Raw genomic sequence first — 17,658 nt, forward strand, 5'->3', positions numbered from 1 at the left:
GCTCAACACGGTGGGGCGTTACTACGTGGTACGCACCGAGCGGAACCCGGCGTACACGGTGGTCGCCACCGCCGTGGGCCTGCTGCTCTACCTCTACCTGCTCAACCAGTTGGTGCTCTTCGGCGCGGCGCTCGCCGCCACCAGCCCGTACGGCCGGGTGGTGGACCTGGCCGAAGGCGGCGCCCGGGAGGTGGACGTGGAGGCGGACGTGCTCGACGAGGAAACCGAACCGGGAACGCCGGGAGGGGCGGGATGAGCGCGCGGATCCGGATCGACGCGGCGTCGGCGGTGCCGCCGTACGAGCAGGTGCGCGCGCAGTTCGCGGCGCGGATCGGCGACGGGCGGCTGCCGGTGGGGACCCGGCTGCCCGCGGTCCGGCAGCTCGCGGCGGACCTGGGGCTGGCGGTGAACACGGTGGCGCGGGCCTACCGGGAGCTGGAGGGCGCCGGGCTGGTCCAGACGCGCGGCCGGCACGGCACGGTGGTCGCGCCGGGGCGGGATGACGCCGTCGACCGGTTGCAGCAGGCCGCCGCCGGGTACGCCGTCGAGGCGCGCCGCCTGGGCGTCCCGCCGGAGCGGGCGGTCGCCCTGGTCCGCGCGGCGCTGGACGCCGGCACGCGTGGCTGAGCGTGGTCCCCTGAGCGGGGAGAGTCGAGCCGATGCGTTCCCCGGGCGGATCCCGTCCGACGATGATGGGCCGGTGGGCGCACTCGTGACACTCGACCTGCCGGACGACTCGCCGATGCTCGGCCTGCCGTGGATCATCACGTTCGGCCCGCTCGGCGCGGACGACGAGTGGGAGCCGGTGGTCTGCGGCCCGTACGAGCGGGCGCACGCGCTGGCGCTGGCCGAGGCGGTGGTGGCCGAGGAGCAGTTGATGGCGGTGGTGGAGCCGCTGCTGCCCGCGCTCACGCCGGAGGAGATCCGGGGTGAGATCGCCGCCGCGCAGATCGCCGCCGAGGACGAGGCGGCCGAGATCGACCAGGCTGACCTGTACGGCGACTTCGAGGACGTCATCGACGAGGAGCTGGAACGGGCCGCCGAGCGCGAGCCGGAGCCCGAGCCGGCGAAGGCGCCCGACCGGGAGGAGATCCGGGCCGGGTTCGCCCGGATCGCCGCGCTGCTCACCGCCAAGGGCGGCTGAGGACGCTCAGCGCGGCGGCCCGTCGAGCACGCAGAACTCGTTGTCCTCCGGGTCGACGAGCACCACGAAGCCCTCCGCGCCGGTCTGCCCGACGTCGGCGCGCCGGGCGCCGAGCCCGATCAGTCGCTCGACCTCCGCCGTCTGCCCCTCGTCGGCGACCAGGTCCAGGTGGAGCCGGTTCTTGCCGCGCTTCGGGGTGCCGCTGCCCTGCAACCAGACGGTCGGGCCGGGCCGGCCGGGCGGCGGGTAGAGCTTCGCGTTGCCGTCGTCGCCCTGCGAGACGGTGTAGCCGAGGGCGGCGGACCAGAACCGGGCCATCCGGTCCAGGTCGCTGACATCGAGGGTGTACTGCGCCACGCGTGCGGTCATCCCCTGGTGGTACCCCGGGCTGCCGGGATGGACACCGGCCCCCCGGGAGCGGACTCCCGAGGGGCCGGGACCACCTCACCCCCCACCACAAGGGGTCGGCAGCCCAGCCGCCCGTCGGCGCGGAGCACAACGGACGGCCAGGTCGTTGGCGGGTTACCCGGCTCAGCGCCGTTCGAACCACGCAGCCGCGTCCACCGGCAGGACGTGCCCGTCGCCCCGCTCGGTGAGGTCGGCGCTCGCGACGAGCGGGCGGCCGTGGCCGCTCACCGTCACGTCGGCGCCGCTGATGTTGACCACACAGGTCAGCTCGGCGTCCCCGGCGGCGCGGCGGAACGCGAGTACGCCGGGCTCGGTCTCCAGCCAGGTGATGCCGCCGACCCCGGCGAGCGCCGGGTGCTCGTGCCGGATCCGCAGCGCGGTCCGGTACAGCTCCAGCGTCGAGCCGGGCGCACCGGCCTGGGCGGCCACCGACAGCTCCCGCCAGGTCGCCGGCGCCGGCAGCCAGCTCAGCTCGCTGCCGTCGGGCCCGAAGCCGTACGGGGGCAGGTCGCCGCCCCACGGGATCGGCACCCGGCAGCCGTCGCGGCTCTCCCCGGTACGCCGGAACGCCGGGTCCTGGCGCAGCTCGTCGGGGAGGTCCAGCACCTCCGGCAGGCCCAGTTCCTCGCCCTGGTAGACGTACGCGCAGCCGGGCAGCGCGAACATCAGCAGCGCGGCGGCGCGGGCGCGGCGCAGGCCGACCTCGCCGTCGCCGTACCGGGTGACGTGCCGCTGCCGGTCGTGGTTGGACAGCACCCAGGTGGTCGGCGCGCCCACGATCGTGGACTCGGCCAGCGCCGTGTCGATCACCTTGCGGAACGAGTCGGCCGACCAGGTGGCGTCGAGGAAGTCGAAGCTGAACGCCTGGTGCAGCTCGTCCGGGCCGATGTAACGGGCCAGCCGCTGCGGGGTCTCGGCCCACGCCTCGGCCACCGCCATCCGGCCGCCCGGGTAGCTGTCCAGGATCGGCCGCCAGGCGCGGTAGATGTCGTGCACCTCGTCCTGGTCGAAGTACGGCAGCCGGCCCTTGCCCAGCAGCTCGGACTGGCGCCGGCCGGTGGTCATCGAGTTGAAACCGACGTCCGGCAGGCCCTCGGCCTTGATCATTCCGTGGGCCACGTCGATCCGGAAGCCGTCCACGCCCCGGTCCAGCCAGAAGCGCAGGACGTCCTCGAACTCGGCCCGTACCTCGGGGTGGCGCCAGTTCAGGTCGGGCTGGGCAGGGTCGAACAGGTGCAGGTACCACTGGCCGTCGACCACGCGCGTCCAGGCCGGGCCGCCGAAGATGCTCTCCCAGTCGTTCGGGGGCAGCTCGCCCTGCTCGCCCTTGCCGTCGGCGAACAGGTAGCGCTCACGCTCCGGCGAACCGGGGCCGGCGGCGAGCGCGGCGGCGAACCACGGGTGCGCGCTGGAGGTGTGGTTGGGGACCATGTCGACGATGATCCGCAGGCCGAGCGCGTGCGCGTCGGTGATCATCTCGTCGAAGTCGGTCAGGTTGCCGAACAGCGGGTCGACGTCGCGGTAGTCGGCCACGTCGTAGCCGGCGTCGACCTGCGGCGAGGTGTAGAACGGCGTCAGCCAGAGCGCGTCCACGCCGAGGTCGCGCAGGTAGGGAAGGCGCTGCCGGATGCCCTGGAGGTCACCGACCCCGTCGGCGTTCGCGTCGGCGAAGCTGCGGACGTACACCTGGTAGACGACCGCGGACCGCCACCAGTCGTCGTCGGCGGTCCGTGGCGTGGGGGTGGTGGCGGAGGTCATCGCTGTCGATTCCCGTTCTGTGGTGGCGCAGGGTGTCAGAGCAGAATGCCGCCACAGCCCTGCAAGAGTCAAGCATTCCTTGCGCAAGAAATGACAGCCATCACCCGCGCCGACCCTGCCCCCGTCTCCCGAATTCCGGGACGCCCACCCACCCCCACTGCCGCCGATCCGGTCGATCATGAGGTTGACGGCAGTCTCTGCCCGCTTTGTCCCCGCCAACTTCATGATCGCCGCGCCCTGAGCCGGGCGGGAGGGAGGGGGCAGGGAGTGCGGGGCGTCAGGCGGGGATGGGGAGGGAGGGGGAGGACGGGCTGGCGGGGCGCTGGCGCTTCGGGGGGTCGGCGGGGCGGGTCACCGCGGTCGAGCCGCGTACCACCAGCTCGGGCCGGAACAGGTACTCGGAGTTCGGGGAGGGGTGGCCGTTGATCTCGTCGACCAGGGCCCGCACCGCCGCCACCGCCATGGCGGCCACCGGCTGGCGCACTGTGGTCAGCGGCGGGTCGGTGAACGCCATCAGCGGGGAGTCGTCGTACCCGACCACGGAGACGTCGTCGGGCACCGACAGCCCGCGCTGGCGGGCGGCCCGGATCGCGCCGAGCGCCATCAGGTCCGAGCCGCAGACCAGTCCGGTCACGCCGCGTTCGATGAGCCGGCCGGCGGCGGCCTCGCCGCCCTCGACGCCGAACAGTGACAGCTCGGTCAGCTCGGTCAGCTCGTCGGAGGTGATGTCGGTGAGGCGCCCCATCGCGGCCTTGTAGCCGGCGACCTTGCGCTGCACCGGCACGAACCGGTCCGGGCCGGTGATCAGGCCGATCCGGCGGTGCCCGAGCGCGACCAGGTGGGCGACCGCCAGTTCGGCGGACTCCCGGTCGTCGCAGGAGACGAACGGCGCGGGGATGCCCGGCGCGTACCCGTTGATCATGACGATCGGCAGCGGCCGGGCCAGCAGCGTGCGGTAGCGGTCGTGGTCCGCGGCGGTGTCGGCGTGCAGGCCGGAGACGAAGACGATGCCGGAGACCTGCCGGTCCAGCAGCATCTCCACGTACTCGTCCTCGCGGACGCCGCCCGGGGTCTGCGTGCAGAGCACCGGTGTGTAGCCGGTGGGGGCGAGCGCGGACTCGATGATCTGGGCGAACGCCGGGAAGATCGGATTGTCCAGCTCCGGCACGACCAGGCCGACCAGCCCGGCGCTGCGCTTGCGCAACCGGGCCGGACGTTCGTACCCGAGCACATCGAGGGCGGTGAGGACGGCCTGCCGGGTCTCGGGGGCCACGCCGGGGCGGTCGTTGAGCACCCGCGACACCGTGGCCTCGCTGACTTCGGCCTGTTGGGCGATGTCGGACAGTCGAGCGCGCATGTGCGGCACTTTAGCCCAACGGCAAAGTCTTGCGTACACTTCTGCAAGCCCTTCCATTCTCTGCAACCTCTTGCTAACGTCCCCGCAACATGCGAGAGCAGCGGCGCAGCACCCCTGTGCCGGTCAGCAAGAAATTTCAGAGGTTTCCACTGGCGGGCCGCCCTTCCCCCGGCGGGCCGCCATGACGACAGGAGTACCGATGCGCATCCGTACCGCGGGTGTGGTCGCCGTCCTCGGCCTGGCGCTCGCCGCCTCCGGCTGTGGTGACAGCGGCAGCGACGACAAGCCGGCCGCCGGCGAGTCCGCCAAGGCGACCGGCGGCAAGCTGGTCATCTGGGCCGACGACAAGCGCACGGCCGCCCTCAAGCCGTTCGCCGAGGAGTTCGGCAAGGAGAACGGCGTGACCGTCGAGGTCCAGGCCGTCTCCAAGGACCTGCAGACCAACTTCGTCACCGCCTCGCAGCAGGGCAGCGGCCCGGACGTCGTGGTCGGCGCGCACGACTGGATCGGCAACCTGGTCCAGAACGGCGCCATCGACCCGGTGCAGCTCCCGGCCGAGCAGAAGAGCGGCTTCAACGAGACCGCGATCAAGGCCGTCACGTTCAACGGCCAGCTCTACGGCGTGCCCTACGCCACCGAGAACGTCGCGCTGATCCGCAACACCGAGCTGGCCCCCGAGGCGCCGAAGACGATCGAGGACCTGGTCGCCACCGGCAAGAAGCTCAAGGCCGAGAAGAAGGCCAGCGAGATCCTGTGCCTGCAGTCCGGCCAGAACGGCGACGCCTACCACATCTACCCGCTCTACACCTCCGGCGGCGGCTACCTGTTCGGCACCACGGCGAACGGCGACTACGACCCGAAGGACCTGGGCGTGGGCAAGCCGGAGTCGATCGCTGCCTTCCAGAAGATCGCCAAGCTGGGTGAGAAGGGCGAGGGTGCGCTGAAGCGCTCCATCACCGGCGAGAACTCCATCGCCACCTTCACCGGCAAGAAGTGCGCGTTCCTGGTCTCCGGCCCGTGGGCAGTGGCCGACGCCAAGAAGGCCAACATCTCCTACGACATCTCCCCGGTCCCCGGCTTCGCCGGTGGCCAGGAGGCCCAGCCGTTCGTCGGCGTCCAGGCGTTCTACGTGGCCGCCAAGGGCAAGAACAAGGCCCTGGCCCAGGAGTTCGTCACCAACTACGTGACCAAGCCCGAGCTGGCCGTCGCGCTGTACAAGGCCGAGCCGCGCCCGCCGGCGCTGACCGCCGCCTTCGACCAGGTCAAGGGCGAGGACCCGGACCTGGCCAAGTTCTCCGAGGCCGGCAAGAACGGCCAGGTGCTCCCGGCGATCCCGGCCATGGCCGCGATCTGGGACCCGTTCGGCAAGGCGGAGGCCGCCATCATCGGCGGCGCCGACCCGGCCAAGACGATCACGGCCGCCGGCAAGACCATCCAGGGTCAGATCAAGTAATGAGCGCGCCGCTGTCCGGCCCGGGGTCTGCACCGCAGGCCCCGGGCCGGGAGCCCGCACGCCCCGGGCTCCCGCGCACGTCCCGTACCGCGCGGCAACACGCGCCGATCACCGCGACCGGCCTCGTCGTCAAGGTGGTCCTGCTCGGCCTGGTGGCCGGGATCGCGATCTGGGCGGCCTTCCCGCTCATCGAGGCCGAACACTGGATCGGGCTGGGCATCCTGGTGGCCACCACCGCCGGCCTGTTCTACCTCTACCTGAGCCGCCGGCACATCCCGGCCAAGTACCTGGTCCCCGGCACGCTCTTCCTGATCGCCTTCCAGGTCTTCCCGGTGCTCTACACCGCGAGCACCGCGTTCACGAACTTCGGCGACGGCCACCGCGGCAGCAAGGACGACGCGATCGTCGCCGTGCAGACCTCCTCGGTGAAGCAGGTCCCCGGCTCGACCGAGTACAACCTCACCATCGCCACGAAGGGCGACCCGGCGAGCGGCCCCCTGGTCTTCCTGCTCAGCGACCCGAAGACCAAGGACGTCTTCGCCGGCGACGCGGACGGGCTGCGCAAGCTGGACGCCGCCGACGTCGAGGTGAGCAGCCTCAGCGGCAAGATCACCGCCGCGGACGGCTACACCCTGCTGAACATCGGGCAGGCCAGCAGCCGCAGCGACGCCGTCACCGCGCTCATCGTGCCCACCGACGAGGGCGCCATCCGCTCCAACGGCCTCACCCGGGCCTACGAGGGCAAGGCGATCCGGGCGTACGACGCCGGCTGCGACTGCGTCAAGGACAGCGAGACGGGCAAGACGTGGACCGCAGACGAGGAGTCCGGCTCCTTCGTCGCCGCCGACGGCGAGCGTCTCGCCCAGGGCTGGAAGGTCGACGTCGGGCTGAAGAACTTCAGCACCGTGCTCACCGACCCGAACATCTCCGGCCCGTTCTTCGGCACGCTGGCCTGGAACTTCGCGTTCGCGATCGGCTCCACCGGCCTGACGTTCCTGCTCGGCATGGCCATCGCGCTCGCGCTGCACTCACCCCGGATGCGGGGTACCAACTTCTACCGGGTGCTGCTGATCCTGCCGTACGCCATGCCGTCGTTCGCGATGCTGCTGATCTGGCGGGACATGTTCAACACCGACTTCGGCCTGCTCAACAACCTGTTCGGGCTGGACGTCGACTGGTTCGGCGGCAACTGGTCGGCCCGGATCGCGGTGCTGCTGGTGCAGCTCTGGCTCGGCTACCCGTACATGTTCCTGGTCGCCACCGGCGCGTTGCAGGCCATTCCGCGGGAGCTGACCGAGGCGACCTCGGTCGACGGCGCGTCGCCCTGGCAGTCGTTCCGGTCGGTCACCCTGCCGCTGCTGCTGGTGGCGCTCTCGCCGCTGCTGATCGCGTCGTTCGCGTACAACTTCAACAACGTCAACGCGATCCTGTTCACCACCGAGGGCGGCCCGTTCGCGCCGGACAACCCGACGAACGGCGCCACCGACCTGCTGATCACCTACACGTACCGGCTCGCGTTCGGCGCACAGGGCGCCGAGTTCGGCCTGGCCGCCACCGTCTCGATCTTCATCTTCGCGATCGTGGCGACGGTGTCGGCGATCAGCTTCCGGCGGACCCGTAAGCAGGAGGAGGTGTACTCGTGACCACAATCGCGCGGAAGCCCACGGCCACCCGCACGCCGGCCCGCCGCTCGCGTGGACGCTGGTTCGCGCAGGTCGGCTGGCGGCACGTGGTGGGCGTGCTGGCGGTGGCGTTCAGCCTCTTCCCGATCCTGTTCGTGATCTCGGCGGCGCTCAACCCGCTCGGCACGCTCTCCTCCACCGAGCTGCTGCCGACCGGCGCGTCGCTGGAGAACTTCACGAACCTGTTCGACCGGACCGCGTTCGGCCACTGGTTCCTCAACTCGCTGCTGCTGGCGGGCGTGGCCAGCTTCGCGTCGATCTTCCTGTCGTCGCTCGCGGCGTACGCGTTCTCCCGGATGCGCTTCGCCGGGCGCCGGGTCGGCCTGCTCGCGCTGCTGCTGATCCAGATGTTCCCGCAGTTCCTGGCGATCGTGGCGATCTTCCTGATCTTCACCACGCTCACCGACCTCTACCCGGCGATCGGGTTCAACACCCCGTGGGGCCTGTTCCTGCTCTACATGGGTGGCGCGCTCGGCGCGAACACCTGGCTGATGAAGGGCTTCTTCGACACGCTGCCGAAGGAGCTGGACGAGTCGGCGACCATGGACGGCGCGTCGCACGTGCAGGTCTTCTTCCGGATCATGCTGCCGCTGGTGGCGCCGATCCTCGCGGTGACCGGCCTGCTCGCCTTCATCGGATCGATCAACGAGTTCATCATCGCCAACGTGTTCCTCACCGAACCCGAGGCGAAGACGCTCGCGGTCGGCATGTACGGCCTGGTGGCCGGCGAGCGCAACAACAACTTCGGGATGTTCGCGGCGGGCACCCTGCTCACCGCGATCCCGACGGTGCTGGTGTTCCAACTGCTCCAGCGCTACATCGTCTCCGGACTCACCTCCGGAGCGGTAAAGGGCTGAGCCTCCTCGGCTCACGCTGCGGCAAGGGCGTCGTGTCGGCGTACACCGGAGCGGTTCTCGGGCGGACCGCCGCGGTCGGGTGAAACCGACCGCGGCGGGTGCCCGCCCCTCTCCCTGTCGGTACGACGCGAAAGGCAGCACCATGTCCCTTCAGCCGCACCACGACGGCTCCGCCACCTACGTCCCGGAGCAGGAGCCCGCGCTCGGGCAGACCGTCCCCGTCTTCGTCCGGGTGCCGGCCGGATCCGGCGTCTCCCAGGTGCACGTGCGCACCACCGGCGACGGCGAGCCGCGCTTCGCCGAGGCGCGGGTCGACCGCACCGACGACGGCGACGTGTGGTGGCGGGCCGACGTCGAGGTCCGCAACCCGGTCAGCAACTACCGCTTCCTGCTCGACGGCGAACGCGGCGCCCGCTGGCTCAACGCCGCCGGCCTGGCCGGGCACGACGTGCCGGACAACGGCGACTTCAAGCTGGTCAGCTACGCCCCGCCGCCGGCCTGGGCCCGGGACGCGGTGATCTACCAGATCTTCCCGGACCGGTTCGCCCGCTCGGCCGCCGCCGACAGCCGGACCGTGCCGGACTGGGCCATCCCGTGTGACTGGGACACCCCGGTCGTCGGCCGCGGCCCGGAGACGCCCCGCCAGTTCTACGGCGGCGACCTCGACGGCGTCACCGAACACCTGGACCACCTGGACCGGCTCGGCGTCAACACCGTCTACCTGACGCCGGTGTTCCCGGCGCGCTCCAACCACAGGTACGACGCGTCGAGCTTCGACACCGTCGACCCGCTGCTCGGCGGCGACGCGGCGCTGGCCCGGCTCGCCGACGCGGTGCACGCCCGGGGGTGGCGGCTGCTCGGCGACATCACCAGCAACCACACCGGCGACGCCCACGACTGGTTCACCGCCGCCGTCTCCGACGTCAACGCGCCGGAACGCGAGCTGTACTACTTCGACCTGCCCGGCTCGGACTACGAGTCGTGGAACGGGGTGAAGTCGCTGCCGAAGCTGAACTGGGGCAGCGCCGAACTGCGCCGCCGGTTCGCCACCGCCGAGGACTCGCTGCTGCGCCGCTGGCTGCGCCCGCCGTACGGGCTGGACGGCTGGCGGGTCGACGTGGCGAACATGACCGGGCGGCGGGGCGCTGACGCGTACACCCACGAGGTGGCGCGGCTGCTGCGCGAGGTGGTGGCCGAAACCCGGCCGGACGGGCTGCTGCTGGCCGAGCACGGCCACGACCACACCGGTGACCTGGACCGCGACGGCTGGCACGGGACGATGAACTACGTCGGCTTCACCGACCCGGTCTGGTCCTGGCTGCGCCACGGCGACGACCCGGTGCCGAACTTCCTCGGCACCCCGGGCGGGGTACGGCGGCGCGACGCGGGCGCGGTGCTCGCCACCATGAACACGTACCGGTCGCTGGTGTCGTGGCGCTCGTACACGCACTCGTGGCAGCTGCTCGGCTCGCACGACTCGGCCCGGATCCGCACCGTGGTCGGCGACGCGGCCCGGCAGGAGGTGGCGGCCGGACTGCTCGCCACCATGCCCGGCACGCCCGTGGTCTTCGCCGGGGACGAGCTGGGCCTGACCGGCACCAACGGGGAGGGCTCGCGTACGCCGATGCCGTGGCACCGGCGCCAGAGCTGGGACCGGCGCACGTTCGAGGCGTACCGGTCGTTGCTGACGCTGCGCCGCGACGAGCCGGCGCTGCGGCACGGCGGCCTGCGCTGGGTGTACGCGGACGCGGACACGCTCGTCTTCCTGCGCGAGGCGCCCACGTCGACGGTGCTGGTGCTGGCAAGGCGAGCCGCAGGCAGCCCGGTACGCCTGCAAGGCGTGGGCGCCGCAGAGAACGTCTACGGCAACGCCCCAGCTCTCCACCCCGACGCCGACAACAAGGTGACCCTCCCCGCCGAGGGCCCCACGTTCCAGGTCTGGCGCCTCCGCTGACCCCACGCCCCGCCCCGTCGATCTTGCGGTTTCGGCCCGTGCCGTGCGGCTTTCGCACCGTATGCCGGGGCGGTAACTGCAAGATCGCGGGGGAGGGGTCACGGTATGACGGCAGGTCGGCCGGGTCATTACTACAAAGCGTCGTTGATGGGGGAGGATGGGCCGCGTGGAAGCTCTTCGACTGATTCTTCTCTACGTCCATCTGATCGGTTTCGCGCTGCTGCTCGGCGGCGCGATCGCCCAGTACGTCTCCGGCAAGCTGCGCATCAACGCGGCCATGCTCTGGGGCGCGATCATCCAGATCCTCACCGGCATCGGGCTGTCCGCCCCGCTGCGGGACGGGGACGAGCCGGCCCCGGCGAAACTTGTTACCAAGTTGGTGCTCGCGCTGCTCATCTTCGTCATGGTCTTCTTCTCCCGTAAGCGGGAGACCGTCAACCGCGGCCACTTCCTCGCGATCGTCGGGTTGACGCTGGTCAACGCTGCCGTCGCGGTGTTCTGGCGTTAGTTCGCCGCCAGTCGGGGAAGCTGCGGGAAACGGACGTTCGCGACACCATCGCGCACGCCCACCGGCCGGATAAGTGACCTGCCCCACCCAAGGGTTACACCGGGGTAACGGACGCTCAACAGTCGTGCACGATTGTCGGCCGGTGGGTGGGCGCGGGCGTACGCTCCCGTCCGTAACGTGGGACGCCGGCCGCACATCGCAGGCCGGCGCAAGGGCTGCGCACCGCGCACAACGCGGTGTGCAAGGGGAAGGAGACGTCTTGCGCTCTGTGCGTGGGATGCGGATTGCCTCCGTCATTGCGGCGGGTGGACTCGTGCTGGGCGCTGCCGCGTGTGGTGAGGCTCCGGACGACGACAACAACGCCGGCGGCGACGGCGGCAAGAAGTTCAGCGCCTGCATGGTGACCGACGTCGGCGGCGTCGACGACAAGTCCTTCAACGCCTCGGCCTGGAAGGGCCTGCAGGAGGCGAAGAAGGAGAACGACAAGATCGACATCAAGTACGTCCAGTCGAAGGCCGAGGCGGACTACGAGGTCAACCTGACCGGGTTCGTCAACCAGAAGTGCGACTTCATCCTGGCCGTCGGTGGCCTGATGTCGGACGCCACCAAGGCGGCGGCTGAGAAGAACCCGAACCAGCAGTTCGCGATCGTCGACGCCAACCCGGGTGTGTCGAACGTCTACCCGATGCAGTTCGACACCGCGCAGGCCGGGTTCCAGGCCGGCTACCTGGCCGCCGGGATGAGCAAGTCCGGCAAGGTCGGCACCTACGGCGGCCTGCCGATCCCGCCGGTCACCATCTTCATGGACGGCTTCGCCGACGGCGTGGCGTACTTCAACAAGGCCAAGAGCAAGAACGTCCAGGTGCTGGGCTGGGACAAGGCCACCCAGAAGGGCTCCTTCGCCAACTCGTTCGAGAAGCAGGACGAGGGCAAGAAGGTCTCCGACGCGCTCGTCGCGCAGGGCGCCGACATCGTGATGCCGGTCGCCGGTGGCGCCGGTCTCGGCACCACCTCCGCGGCCAAGGCCTCGGGCGGCAAGTACTCGGTCGTCTGGGTGGACATCGACGGCTGCGAGAGCACCCCGGACTGCTCGGCGATCCTGACCACCGTCGTCAAGAACATCCCGGACGCCGTCAAGGAGGCCGCGCTGAAGGCCGCCAGTGGCGAGAAGCTCCAGGCCACGCCGGGCTTCGTGGGCACGCTCGCCAACAACGGCGTCTCGATCGCCCCGTACCACGACTTCGACAGCAAGGTCCCGGCGGACCTGAAGGCCGAGGTCGACAAGATCAAGGCGGACATCGCCGCGGGCACCATCACCGTCACCTCGAAGGCCCAGCCGACCAAGTGACGGTTCCGCCGGCCGCCGCGATGCGATCATCGGCAGCGGGGGCCGGCGGGCACCAGGTTTGACGATCCGGCCGTCCCGGCGCAACGGGGAAGGTACCCCGAGCGCCGGGGCGGCCGATCAGCTTGACTCCCCCCGACATCCCCACCCGGCGTGGTGGCGGCGCGGCAGGTCGCTACGCTGCACCATCGCTCGCACTCCAGGAGGTTGCGCTGAGACTCGAACTGCGCGGCATCACCAAACGGTTCGGTGATCTGGTCGCCAACGACCACATCGACCTGACGGTGGAGCCTGGAGAGATCCACGCCCTGCTCGGCGAGAACGGTGCCGGCAAGTCGACCCTGATGAACGTGCTCTACGGCCTCTACCAGCCGGACGAGGGCGAGATCCTGGTCGACGGCAAGCCGCTGAAGCTGAAGGGCCCGTCGGACGCGATCGCCGCCGGGATCGGCATGGTGCACCAGCACTTCATGCTGGTGCCGGTCTTCACCGTGGCGCCGGGCGGGGGGCCGTTCGCCGGCATCCTCGACCGGCGACGGGCCCGCCGCGAGGTCGCCGAGGTGTCCGAGCGGTACAACCTGCGGGTCGACCCGGACGCGGTGATCGAGGACCTGCCGGTCGGCATCCAGCAGCGGGTGGAGATCGTCAAGGCCCTCACCCGCGACGTCGACCTGCTGATCCTCGACGAGCCGACCGCCGTGCTCACCCCGCAGGAGACCGAGGAGCTGCTCGCGGTCATGCGGTCGCTCAAGGCCGCCGGCAAGTCGATCGTGTTCATCACCCACAAGCTGGGCGAGGTGAAGGCCATCGCCGACCGGATCACCGTGATCCGGCGCGGGAAGACGGTCGGCACCGCCGAGCCGAGCGCCAGCCGGGACGAACTGGCCGCGCTGATGGTGGGCCGCAGCGTCCGGCTGACCGTGGACAAGAAGCCGGCCACCCCCGGCAAGCCGGTCCTGGAGGTCTCCGGCCTGGTCGTGGACGACGACCGGCAGGTACGCGCGGTCGACGGCGTCGACCTGACCGTGCACGCCGGTGAGGTGCTCGGTGTCGCGGGCGTGCAGGGCAACGGCCAGACCGAGCTGATCGAGGCGATCATGGGCCTGCGCCCGGTGCTCGCCGGCACGATCAGCCTGGACGGCGAGCCGACGCACGGCTGGTCGACCAAGAAGGTGCTCCACGCCGGCGTCGGCTACGTGCCGGAGGACCGCAGCGTGGACGGCCTGGTCAAGGAGTTCTCCGTGGCGGAGAACCTGGTGCTGGACATCTACGACCGGCCGCCCTTCGGCAAGGGCCTGTCGCTGAAGCCCGAGGCCATCGCGAAATCGGCCCGGGAGCGGATCGAGCAGTTCGACGTCCGTACCTCCTCGGCCGACGCCGCGGTCGGCACGCTCTCCGGCGGCAACCAGCAGAAGGTGATCGTGGCCCGGGAGCTGTCCCGGCCGCTGAAGCTCTTCATCGCCGCCCAGCCCACCCGGGGCGTGGACGTCGGCTCGATCGAGTTCATCCACAGCCGGGTCATCCGCGAGCGGGACATCGGCACCGCGGTGATGGTGGTCTCCAGCGAACTGGACGAGGTGATCGGCCTGGCCGACCGGATCGCGGTCATGTACCGCGGCCGGATCATCGGCATCGTCGGCCCGGACACCCCGCGCGAGGAGATCGGCCTGCTGATGGCCGGCATCACCCCGGACGCCGCCACCCCGGACGCCGCCACCGCGACCGAGGGCGGCCCTGGCAACGAGGACGAGGCATGACCAACCCGAACCCCGTCTCGGGCTCGCCGGACAAGGAACCGGCGACCGAGGCGCAGGAGTCGCTGAGCGAGGCCCGGGCGACGCCGACGCAGCCGGCCGGTGACACCGAGCAGACGGTGCCCGCCACCGCGACCGCGAAGAGGCCGGACCCGGCCGGGGAGTCCCGTCCCGGCATGGGCCGGATGTTCCTGGACAACCTCTGGGCGGCAAACACGGTCACCGTGACGGTGCTCGCGGTGCTGCTGGCCATGGTGGTCGGCGCGGTGCTGATCATCGTGTCCGACCCGGAGGTGCTGGCCACCTACAGCTACATCACGGCTCGCCCCACGGACGCGCTGAACGCCAGCTGGACTGTGGTCAGCGAGGCGTACGCGAACCTGTTCAAGGGCGCGATCTTCGACCCGGACGCGGTCGGCTTCACCGCCGTCATGAGCCCGATCTCGGAGACGCTCACCTACGCCGCGCCGCTCGTCTTCACCGGCCTGTCGGTGGCGCTGGCCTTCCGCGGCGGCCTGTTCAACATCGGCGCCCAGGGCCAGGCGACGATCGCCGTCATCCTGGCCGCCGTGGCCGGCTTCGCGCTGCCGCTGCCGCCCGTCGTGCACCTGCTGGTGGCGCTGATCGCCGGCGCGCTCGGCGGCGCGCTCTGGGGTTTCATCCCCGGCATCCTCAAGGCCCGGGCCGGGGCGCACGAGGTGATCAACACGATCATGCTCAACTACGTGGCGGTCTACTTCCTGTCCTGGATCATCGTGCAGAACGGGGTGCAGAACCCGAACCGGTCGGACGCCATCAGCAAGCCGGTCGACTCCTCCGCGCAGTTGCCCCGCCTGCTCGGCGACGACCTGCGGGTGCACGCCGGCATCCTGCTCGCGGTGGCGGCCACCTGGTTCATCGCCTGGCTGCTCAACCGCTCCACGCTCGGCTTCGAGCTGCGGGCCGTGGGCGCGAACCCGGACGCGGCCCGCACCGCCGGCATCAGCGTGACCAAGACGTACGTGCTGGTGATGGTGTTCGCGGGCATGCTGGCCGGCCTGGGCGGCTCGACCATGGTGCTCGGCACCACCGCGACCGCGCTGACCCCGCTGGTGATCGCTCAGATCGGCTTCGACGGCATCCTGGTCGCGCTGCTCGGCCGCGTGAAGCCGTGGGGTGTGCTGCTGGCCGCGCTGCTGTTCGGCGCGCTCCAGGCCGGTGGCAACCGGATGCAGTCGTACTCCGGCATCTCGCTGGAACTGGTCACCGTGCTCCAGGCGCTCATCGTCATCTTCATCGCCGCGCCTGCCCTGGTGAAGACGATCTTCCAGCTCCGGGCGGCCCGCGCCGCCCGGTTGCAGACGAGCCTCGCGAAGGGCTGGTGAGCATGTCCACCACCGCTGTCCCCGAGGTCGCCGTTACCGCGGTCGACGAGGGTTTCTGGACCCGTAACCGGAAGATCGGCGTGGTCCTGCTGGCGCTCGGCGTGCTCGCGGCGGTGCTGTTCGGCGCGCTCGCGACCGACCAGCACGCCCGGTTCACGCTCAGCGAGACCGAGGGCGGCGCCGCCCTGGAGATCAACGGTACGGTCGGCGCGATCCTGTTCGGGCTGATCACCGCCGCGGCCGGAGGCGCGCTGCTGGCCGGTGTGCCGAAGCGCTGGTTCGCGCTGCTGCTCGGCGCCGGGCTGGTCGCCTTCGTGCTGAGCTTCCTGTGCTGGCAGGTCTCCGCCGCGCCCGAGGGCCGCAACTTCATGCCGCTGGTGAACGTCGTGCGCGGCACGTTCATCCTGGCCCTGCCGCTGATCTTCGGCGCGCTCGCCGGTGTGCTCTGCGAGCGCTCCGGCGTGGTGAACGTGGCGATCGAGGGCCAGCTCCTGATGGGCGCGTTCTCCGGCGCCCTGTTCGGCAGCATGTCCGGCAGCGTCTGGGTCGGCCTGGTGGCCGCCGCCATCGGCGGCGCGTTCATCTCGTTCCTGCTGGCCGTGTTCTCCATCCGCTACCTGGTCGACCAGGTGGTCATGGGCATCGTGCTCAACCTGCTCGCGGTCGGCATCACCGGCTTCCTCTACGAGCGGCTGATGCAGACCGACGCGGCGAAGTACAACAGCGCGCCCCGGTTCGGCAACTGGGAGATCCCGCTGCTGTCCGACATCCCGCTGATCGGTCCGGCGCTGTTCCGGGGCAACATCTTCCTCTACCTCGGCCTGCTGCTGGTGCTGGTCATCCACCTGGCGCTGTTCCGTACCCGGTGGGGCCTGCGGACCCGCTCGGTCGGCGAGCACCCGACCGCCGCCGACACGCTGGGCGTGAAGGTGCTGCGGCTGCGCTACCGCAACGTGATCCTGGCCGGTCTGGTGGCCGGTGTCGGCGGCGCCTCGTACACGCTGGCGCTCTACTCGTTCACCAAGAACATGATCGGCGGTAAGGGCTTCATCGCCCTGGCCGCGCTGATCTTCGGCCGGTGGAGCCCGACCGGCGCGCTGCTCGCGGCGCTCTTCTTCGGCTTCGCCGACCAGCTCGCCACCTACCTGGGCGCGATCGGCAGCAGCATCCCGAGCCAGTTCCTGGCGATGCTGCCGTACCTGGCGACGATCCTGGCCGTGGCCGGGCTGGTCGGCAAGGTCCGGGCGCCGGCCGCCGACGGCAAGCCGTACATCAAGGGCTGACCGCCCGCCGCGACACCGTGCCCGGCGGGGCGACCCGCCGGGCATCGTCGTCTCCGGCCGCGCCGCGACCGATCGGCGCAAATTGGGCAGAATGGGAGTCGTGATGGAGATCGACTGGGAGCGGCTGCGGGCCGCCGCCACCGAGGTCATGCGGCACGCCTACGTGCCGTACTCGAAGTTCCCGGTGGGCGCCGCCGCGCTCGTCGACGACGGCCGCGTCGTGGTCGGCTGCAACGTGGAGAACGCCGGATACGGCGTGACGCTCTGCGCCGAGTGCGGCGTGGTGTCGCAGCTGCACGCGACCGGCGGGGGCCGGATCGTGGCGCTGTCCTGCGTCGACGCCACCGGCGAGCCGCTGATGCCGTGCGGCAGGTGCCGGCAGTTGCTGTGGGAGCAGGGCGGGCCGGAGTGCCTGGTCGAGTCGAAGGGCGGGCCGCTGCGGATGGCCGAGCTGCTGCCGCACGCCTTCGACGTGGCCGACATCGAGGCGGTGACCGGCGAGCACCCGGTGCCGGTGGTGCCGGACCGGCTGGCCGCCTGGCGGGGCCGGGGCACCGTGTTCGTGCACCCTGACCTCTCGGCCGGGCAGCAGGTCTGGACGGCGTACTGGGAGCGGTCCTCCGGCGGCGCCGAGGACGCCGAGACCGGCGTGCTGGAGGAGGGCTCGACCTGGGACGACCCGGCGAGCGCGATCGAGTGGGGGTTGGCGCGTACGCCGCGCGTGGTGGTGGTGGATGCTTCGGGCACTGTCTTCTGGGCCGGTGAGGGTGAGCCTCCTACGGAGATTCCGG

Annotated in this window: 15 protein-coding genes and 1 pseudogene; 13 read left to right on the forward strand and 3 right to left on the reverse strand. The window is 71.0% G+C overall.

Going from position 1 to position 17,658, the window contains the following annotated elements; translation table 11 throughout:
- From KBX39_RS04910 to KBX39_RS04920, 3 genes and pseudogenes are all read left to right on the forward strand, one after another.
- Positions 1-256, forward strand: a pseudogene (locus tag KBX39_RS04910) (ribonuclease BN); the annotation flags it as partial.
- Positions 253-627 (forward strand): GntR family transcriptional regulator, encoded by a 375-nt coding sequence (locus KBX39_RS04915; protein ID WP_210869358.1) that lies wholly within the window; start codon positions 253-255, stop codon positions 625-627. The pseudogene KBX39_RS04910 and the gene KBX39_RS04915, both read left to right, overlap by 4 nt.
- A 73-nt stretch (positions 628-700) precedes the next feature.
- On the forward strand, positions 701-1,144 hold the full coding sequence (locus KBX39_RS04920; protein ID WP_043326791.1) for a hypothetical protein: 444 nt from the start codon (positions 701-703) through the stop codon (positions 1,142-1,144).
- 6 nt (positions 1,145-1,150) lie between these two features.
- Here the strand turns inward: KBX39_RS04920 and KBX39_RS04925 are convergent, their stop codons facing one another.
- From KBX39_RS04925 to KBX39_RS04935, 3 genes are all read right to left on the reverse strand, one after another.
- Positions 1,151-1,513 (reverse strand): VOC family protein, encoded by a 363-nt coding sequence (locus tag KBX39_RS04925; protein WP_043326789.1) that lies wholly within the window; start codon positions 1,511-1,513, stop codon positions 1,151-1,153.
- Positions 1,514-1,675: 162 nt separating this feature from the next.
- Complete coding sequence (locus KBX39_RS04930) at positions 1,676-3,310, reverse strand: glycoside hydrolase family 13 protein (RefSeq protein WP_043326786.1); 1,635 nt, start codon at positions 3,308-3,310, stop codon at positions 1,676-1,678.
- 277 nt (positions 3,311-3,587) lie between these two features.
- A complete protein-coding gene (locus KBX39_RS04935) occupies positions 3,588-4,667 on the reverse strand; it encodes a LacI family DNA-binding transcriptional regulator (RefSeq protein WP_043326785.1) in 1,080 nt (359 codons plus the stop codon).
- A gap of 199 nt (positions 4,668-4,866) precedes the next feature.
- On the opposite strand from KBX39_RS04935, the gene KBX39_RS04940 reads away from it, so the two are divergent.
- The 10 genes from KBX39_RS04940 to KBX39_RS04985 all read left to right on the forward strand — a co-directional run.
- Complete coding sequence (locus KBX39_RS04940; RefSeq protein WP_043326783.1) at positions 4,867-6,120, forward strand: maltose ABC transporter substrate-binding protein; 1,254 nt, start codon at positions 4,867-4,869, stop codon at positions 6,118-6,120.
- Positions 6,120-7,763 carry an ABC transporter permease subunit gene (locus KBX39_RS04945; RefSeq protein ID WP_043326781.1) on the forward strand — a complete coding sequence of 548 codons (1,644 nt, stop codon included), beginning with the start codon at positions 6,120-6,122 and terminating at the stop codon, positions 7,761-7,763. Before KBX39_RS04940 ends, KBX39_RS04945 begins: the two co-directional genes overlap by 1 nt.
- A complete protein-coding gene (locus KBX39_RS04950) occupies positions 7,760-8,659 on the forward strand; it encodes a sugar ABC transporter permease (RefSeq protein WP_043326779.1) in 900 nt (299 codons plus the stop codon). The genes KBX39_RS04945 and KBX39_RS04950 overlap by 4 nt, the downstream gene beginning before the upstream one ends.
- 142 nt (positions 8,660-8,801) lie before the next feature.
- On the forward strand, positions 8,802-10,613 hold the full coding sequence (locus KBX39_RS04955) for a glycoside hydrolase family 13 protein (RefSeq protein ID WP_210869360.1): 1,812 nt from the start codon (positions 8,802-8,804) through the stop codon (positions 10,611-10,613).
- Positions 10,614-10,779: 166 nt separating this feature from the next.
- Complete coding sequence (locus KBX39_RS04960) at positions 10,780-11,121, forward strand: hypothetical protein (protein ID WP_043330653.1); 342 nt, start codon at positions 10,780-10,782, stop codon at positions 11,119-11,121.
- 277 nt (positions 11,122-11,398) lie between these two features.
- The gene (locus KBX39_RS04965; protein ID WP_043326775.1) at positions 11,399-12,469 is read left to right on the forward strand and encodes a BMP family protein; all 1,071 of its coding nucleotides are present in this window, start codon (positions 11,399-11,401) and stop codon (positions 12,467-12,469) included.
- 122 nt (positions 12,470-12,591) lie between these two features.
- On the forward strand, positions 12,592-14,223 hold the full coding sequence (locus tag KBX39_RS04970) for an ABC transporter ATP-binding protein (protein WP_312246167.1): 1,632 nt from the start codon (positions 12,592-12,594) through the stop codon (positions 14,221-14,223).
- Positions 14,220-15,584 carry an ABC transporter permease gene (locus tag KBX39_RS04975; RefSeq protein ID WP_043326771.1) on the forward strand — a complete coding sequence of 455 codons (1,365 nt, stop codon included), beginning with the start codon at positions 14,220-14,222 and terminating at the stop codon, positions 15,582-15,584. The genes KBX39_RS04970 and KBX39_RS04975 overlap by 4 nt, the downstream gene beginning before the upstream one ends.
- A 2-nt stretch (positions 15,585-15,586) precedes the next feature.
- Complete coding sequence (locus KBX39_RS04980) at positions 15,587-16,867, forward strand: ABC transporter permease (protein ID WP_043326769.1); 1,281 nt, start codon at positions 15,587-15,589, stop codon at positions 16,865-16,867.
- 103 nt (positions 16,868-16,970) lie between these two features.
- The coding region (locus tag KBX39_RS04985) for a cytidine deaminase (RefSeq protein ID WP_210869362.1) at positions 16,971-17,658 on the forward strand (688 nt) is incomplete at its 3' end.

It is taken from the genome of Micromonospora sp. D75 (assembly GCF_018070405.1).
Taxonomy (GTDB): Bacteria; Actinomycetota; Actinomycetes; order Mycobacteriales; family Micromonosporaceae; genus Micromonospora; species Micromonospora chalcea.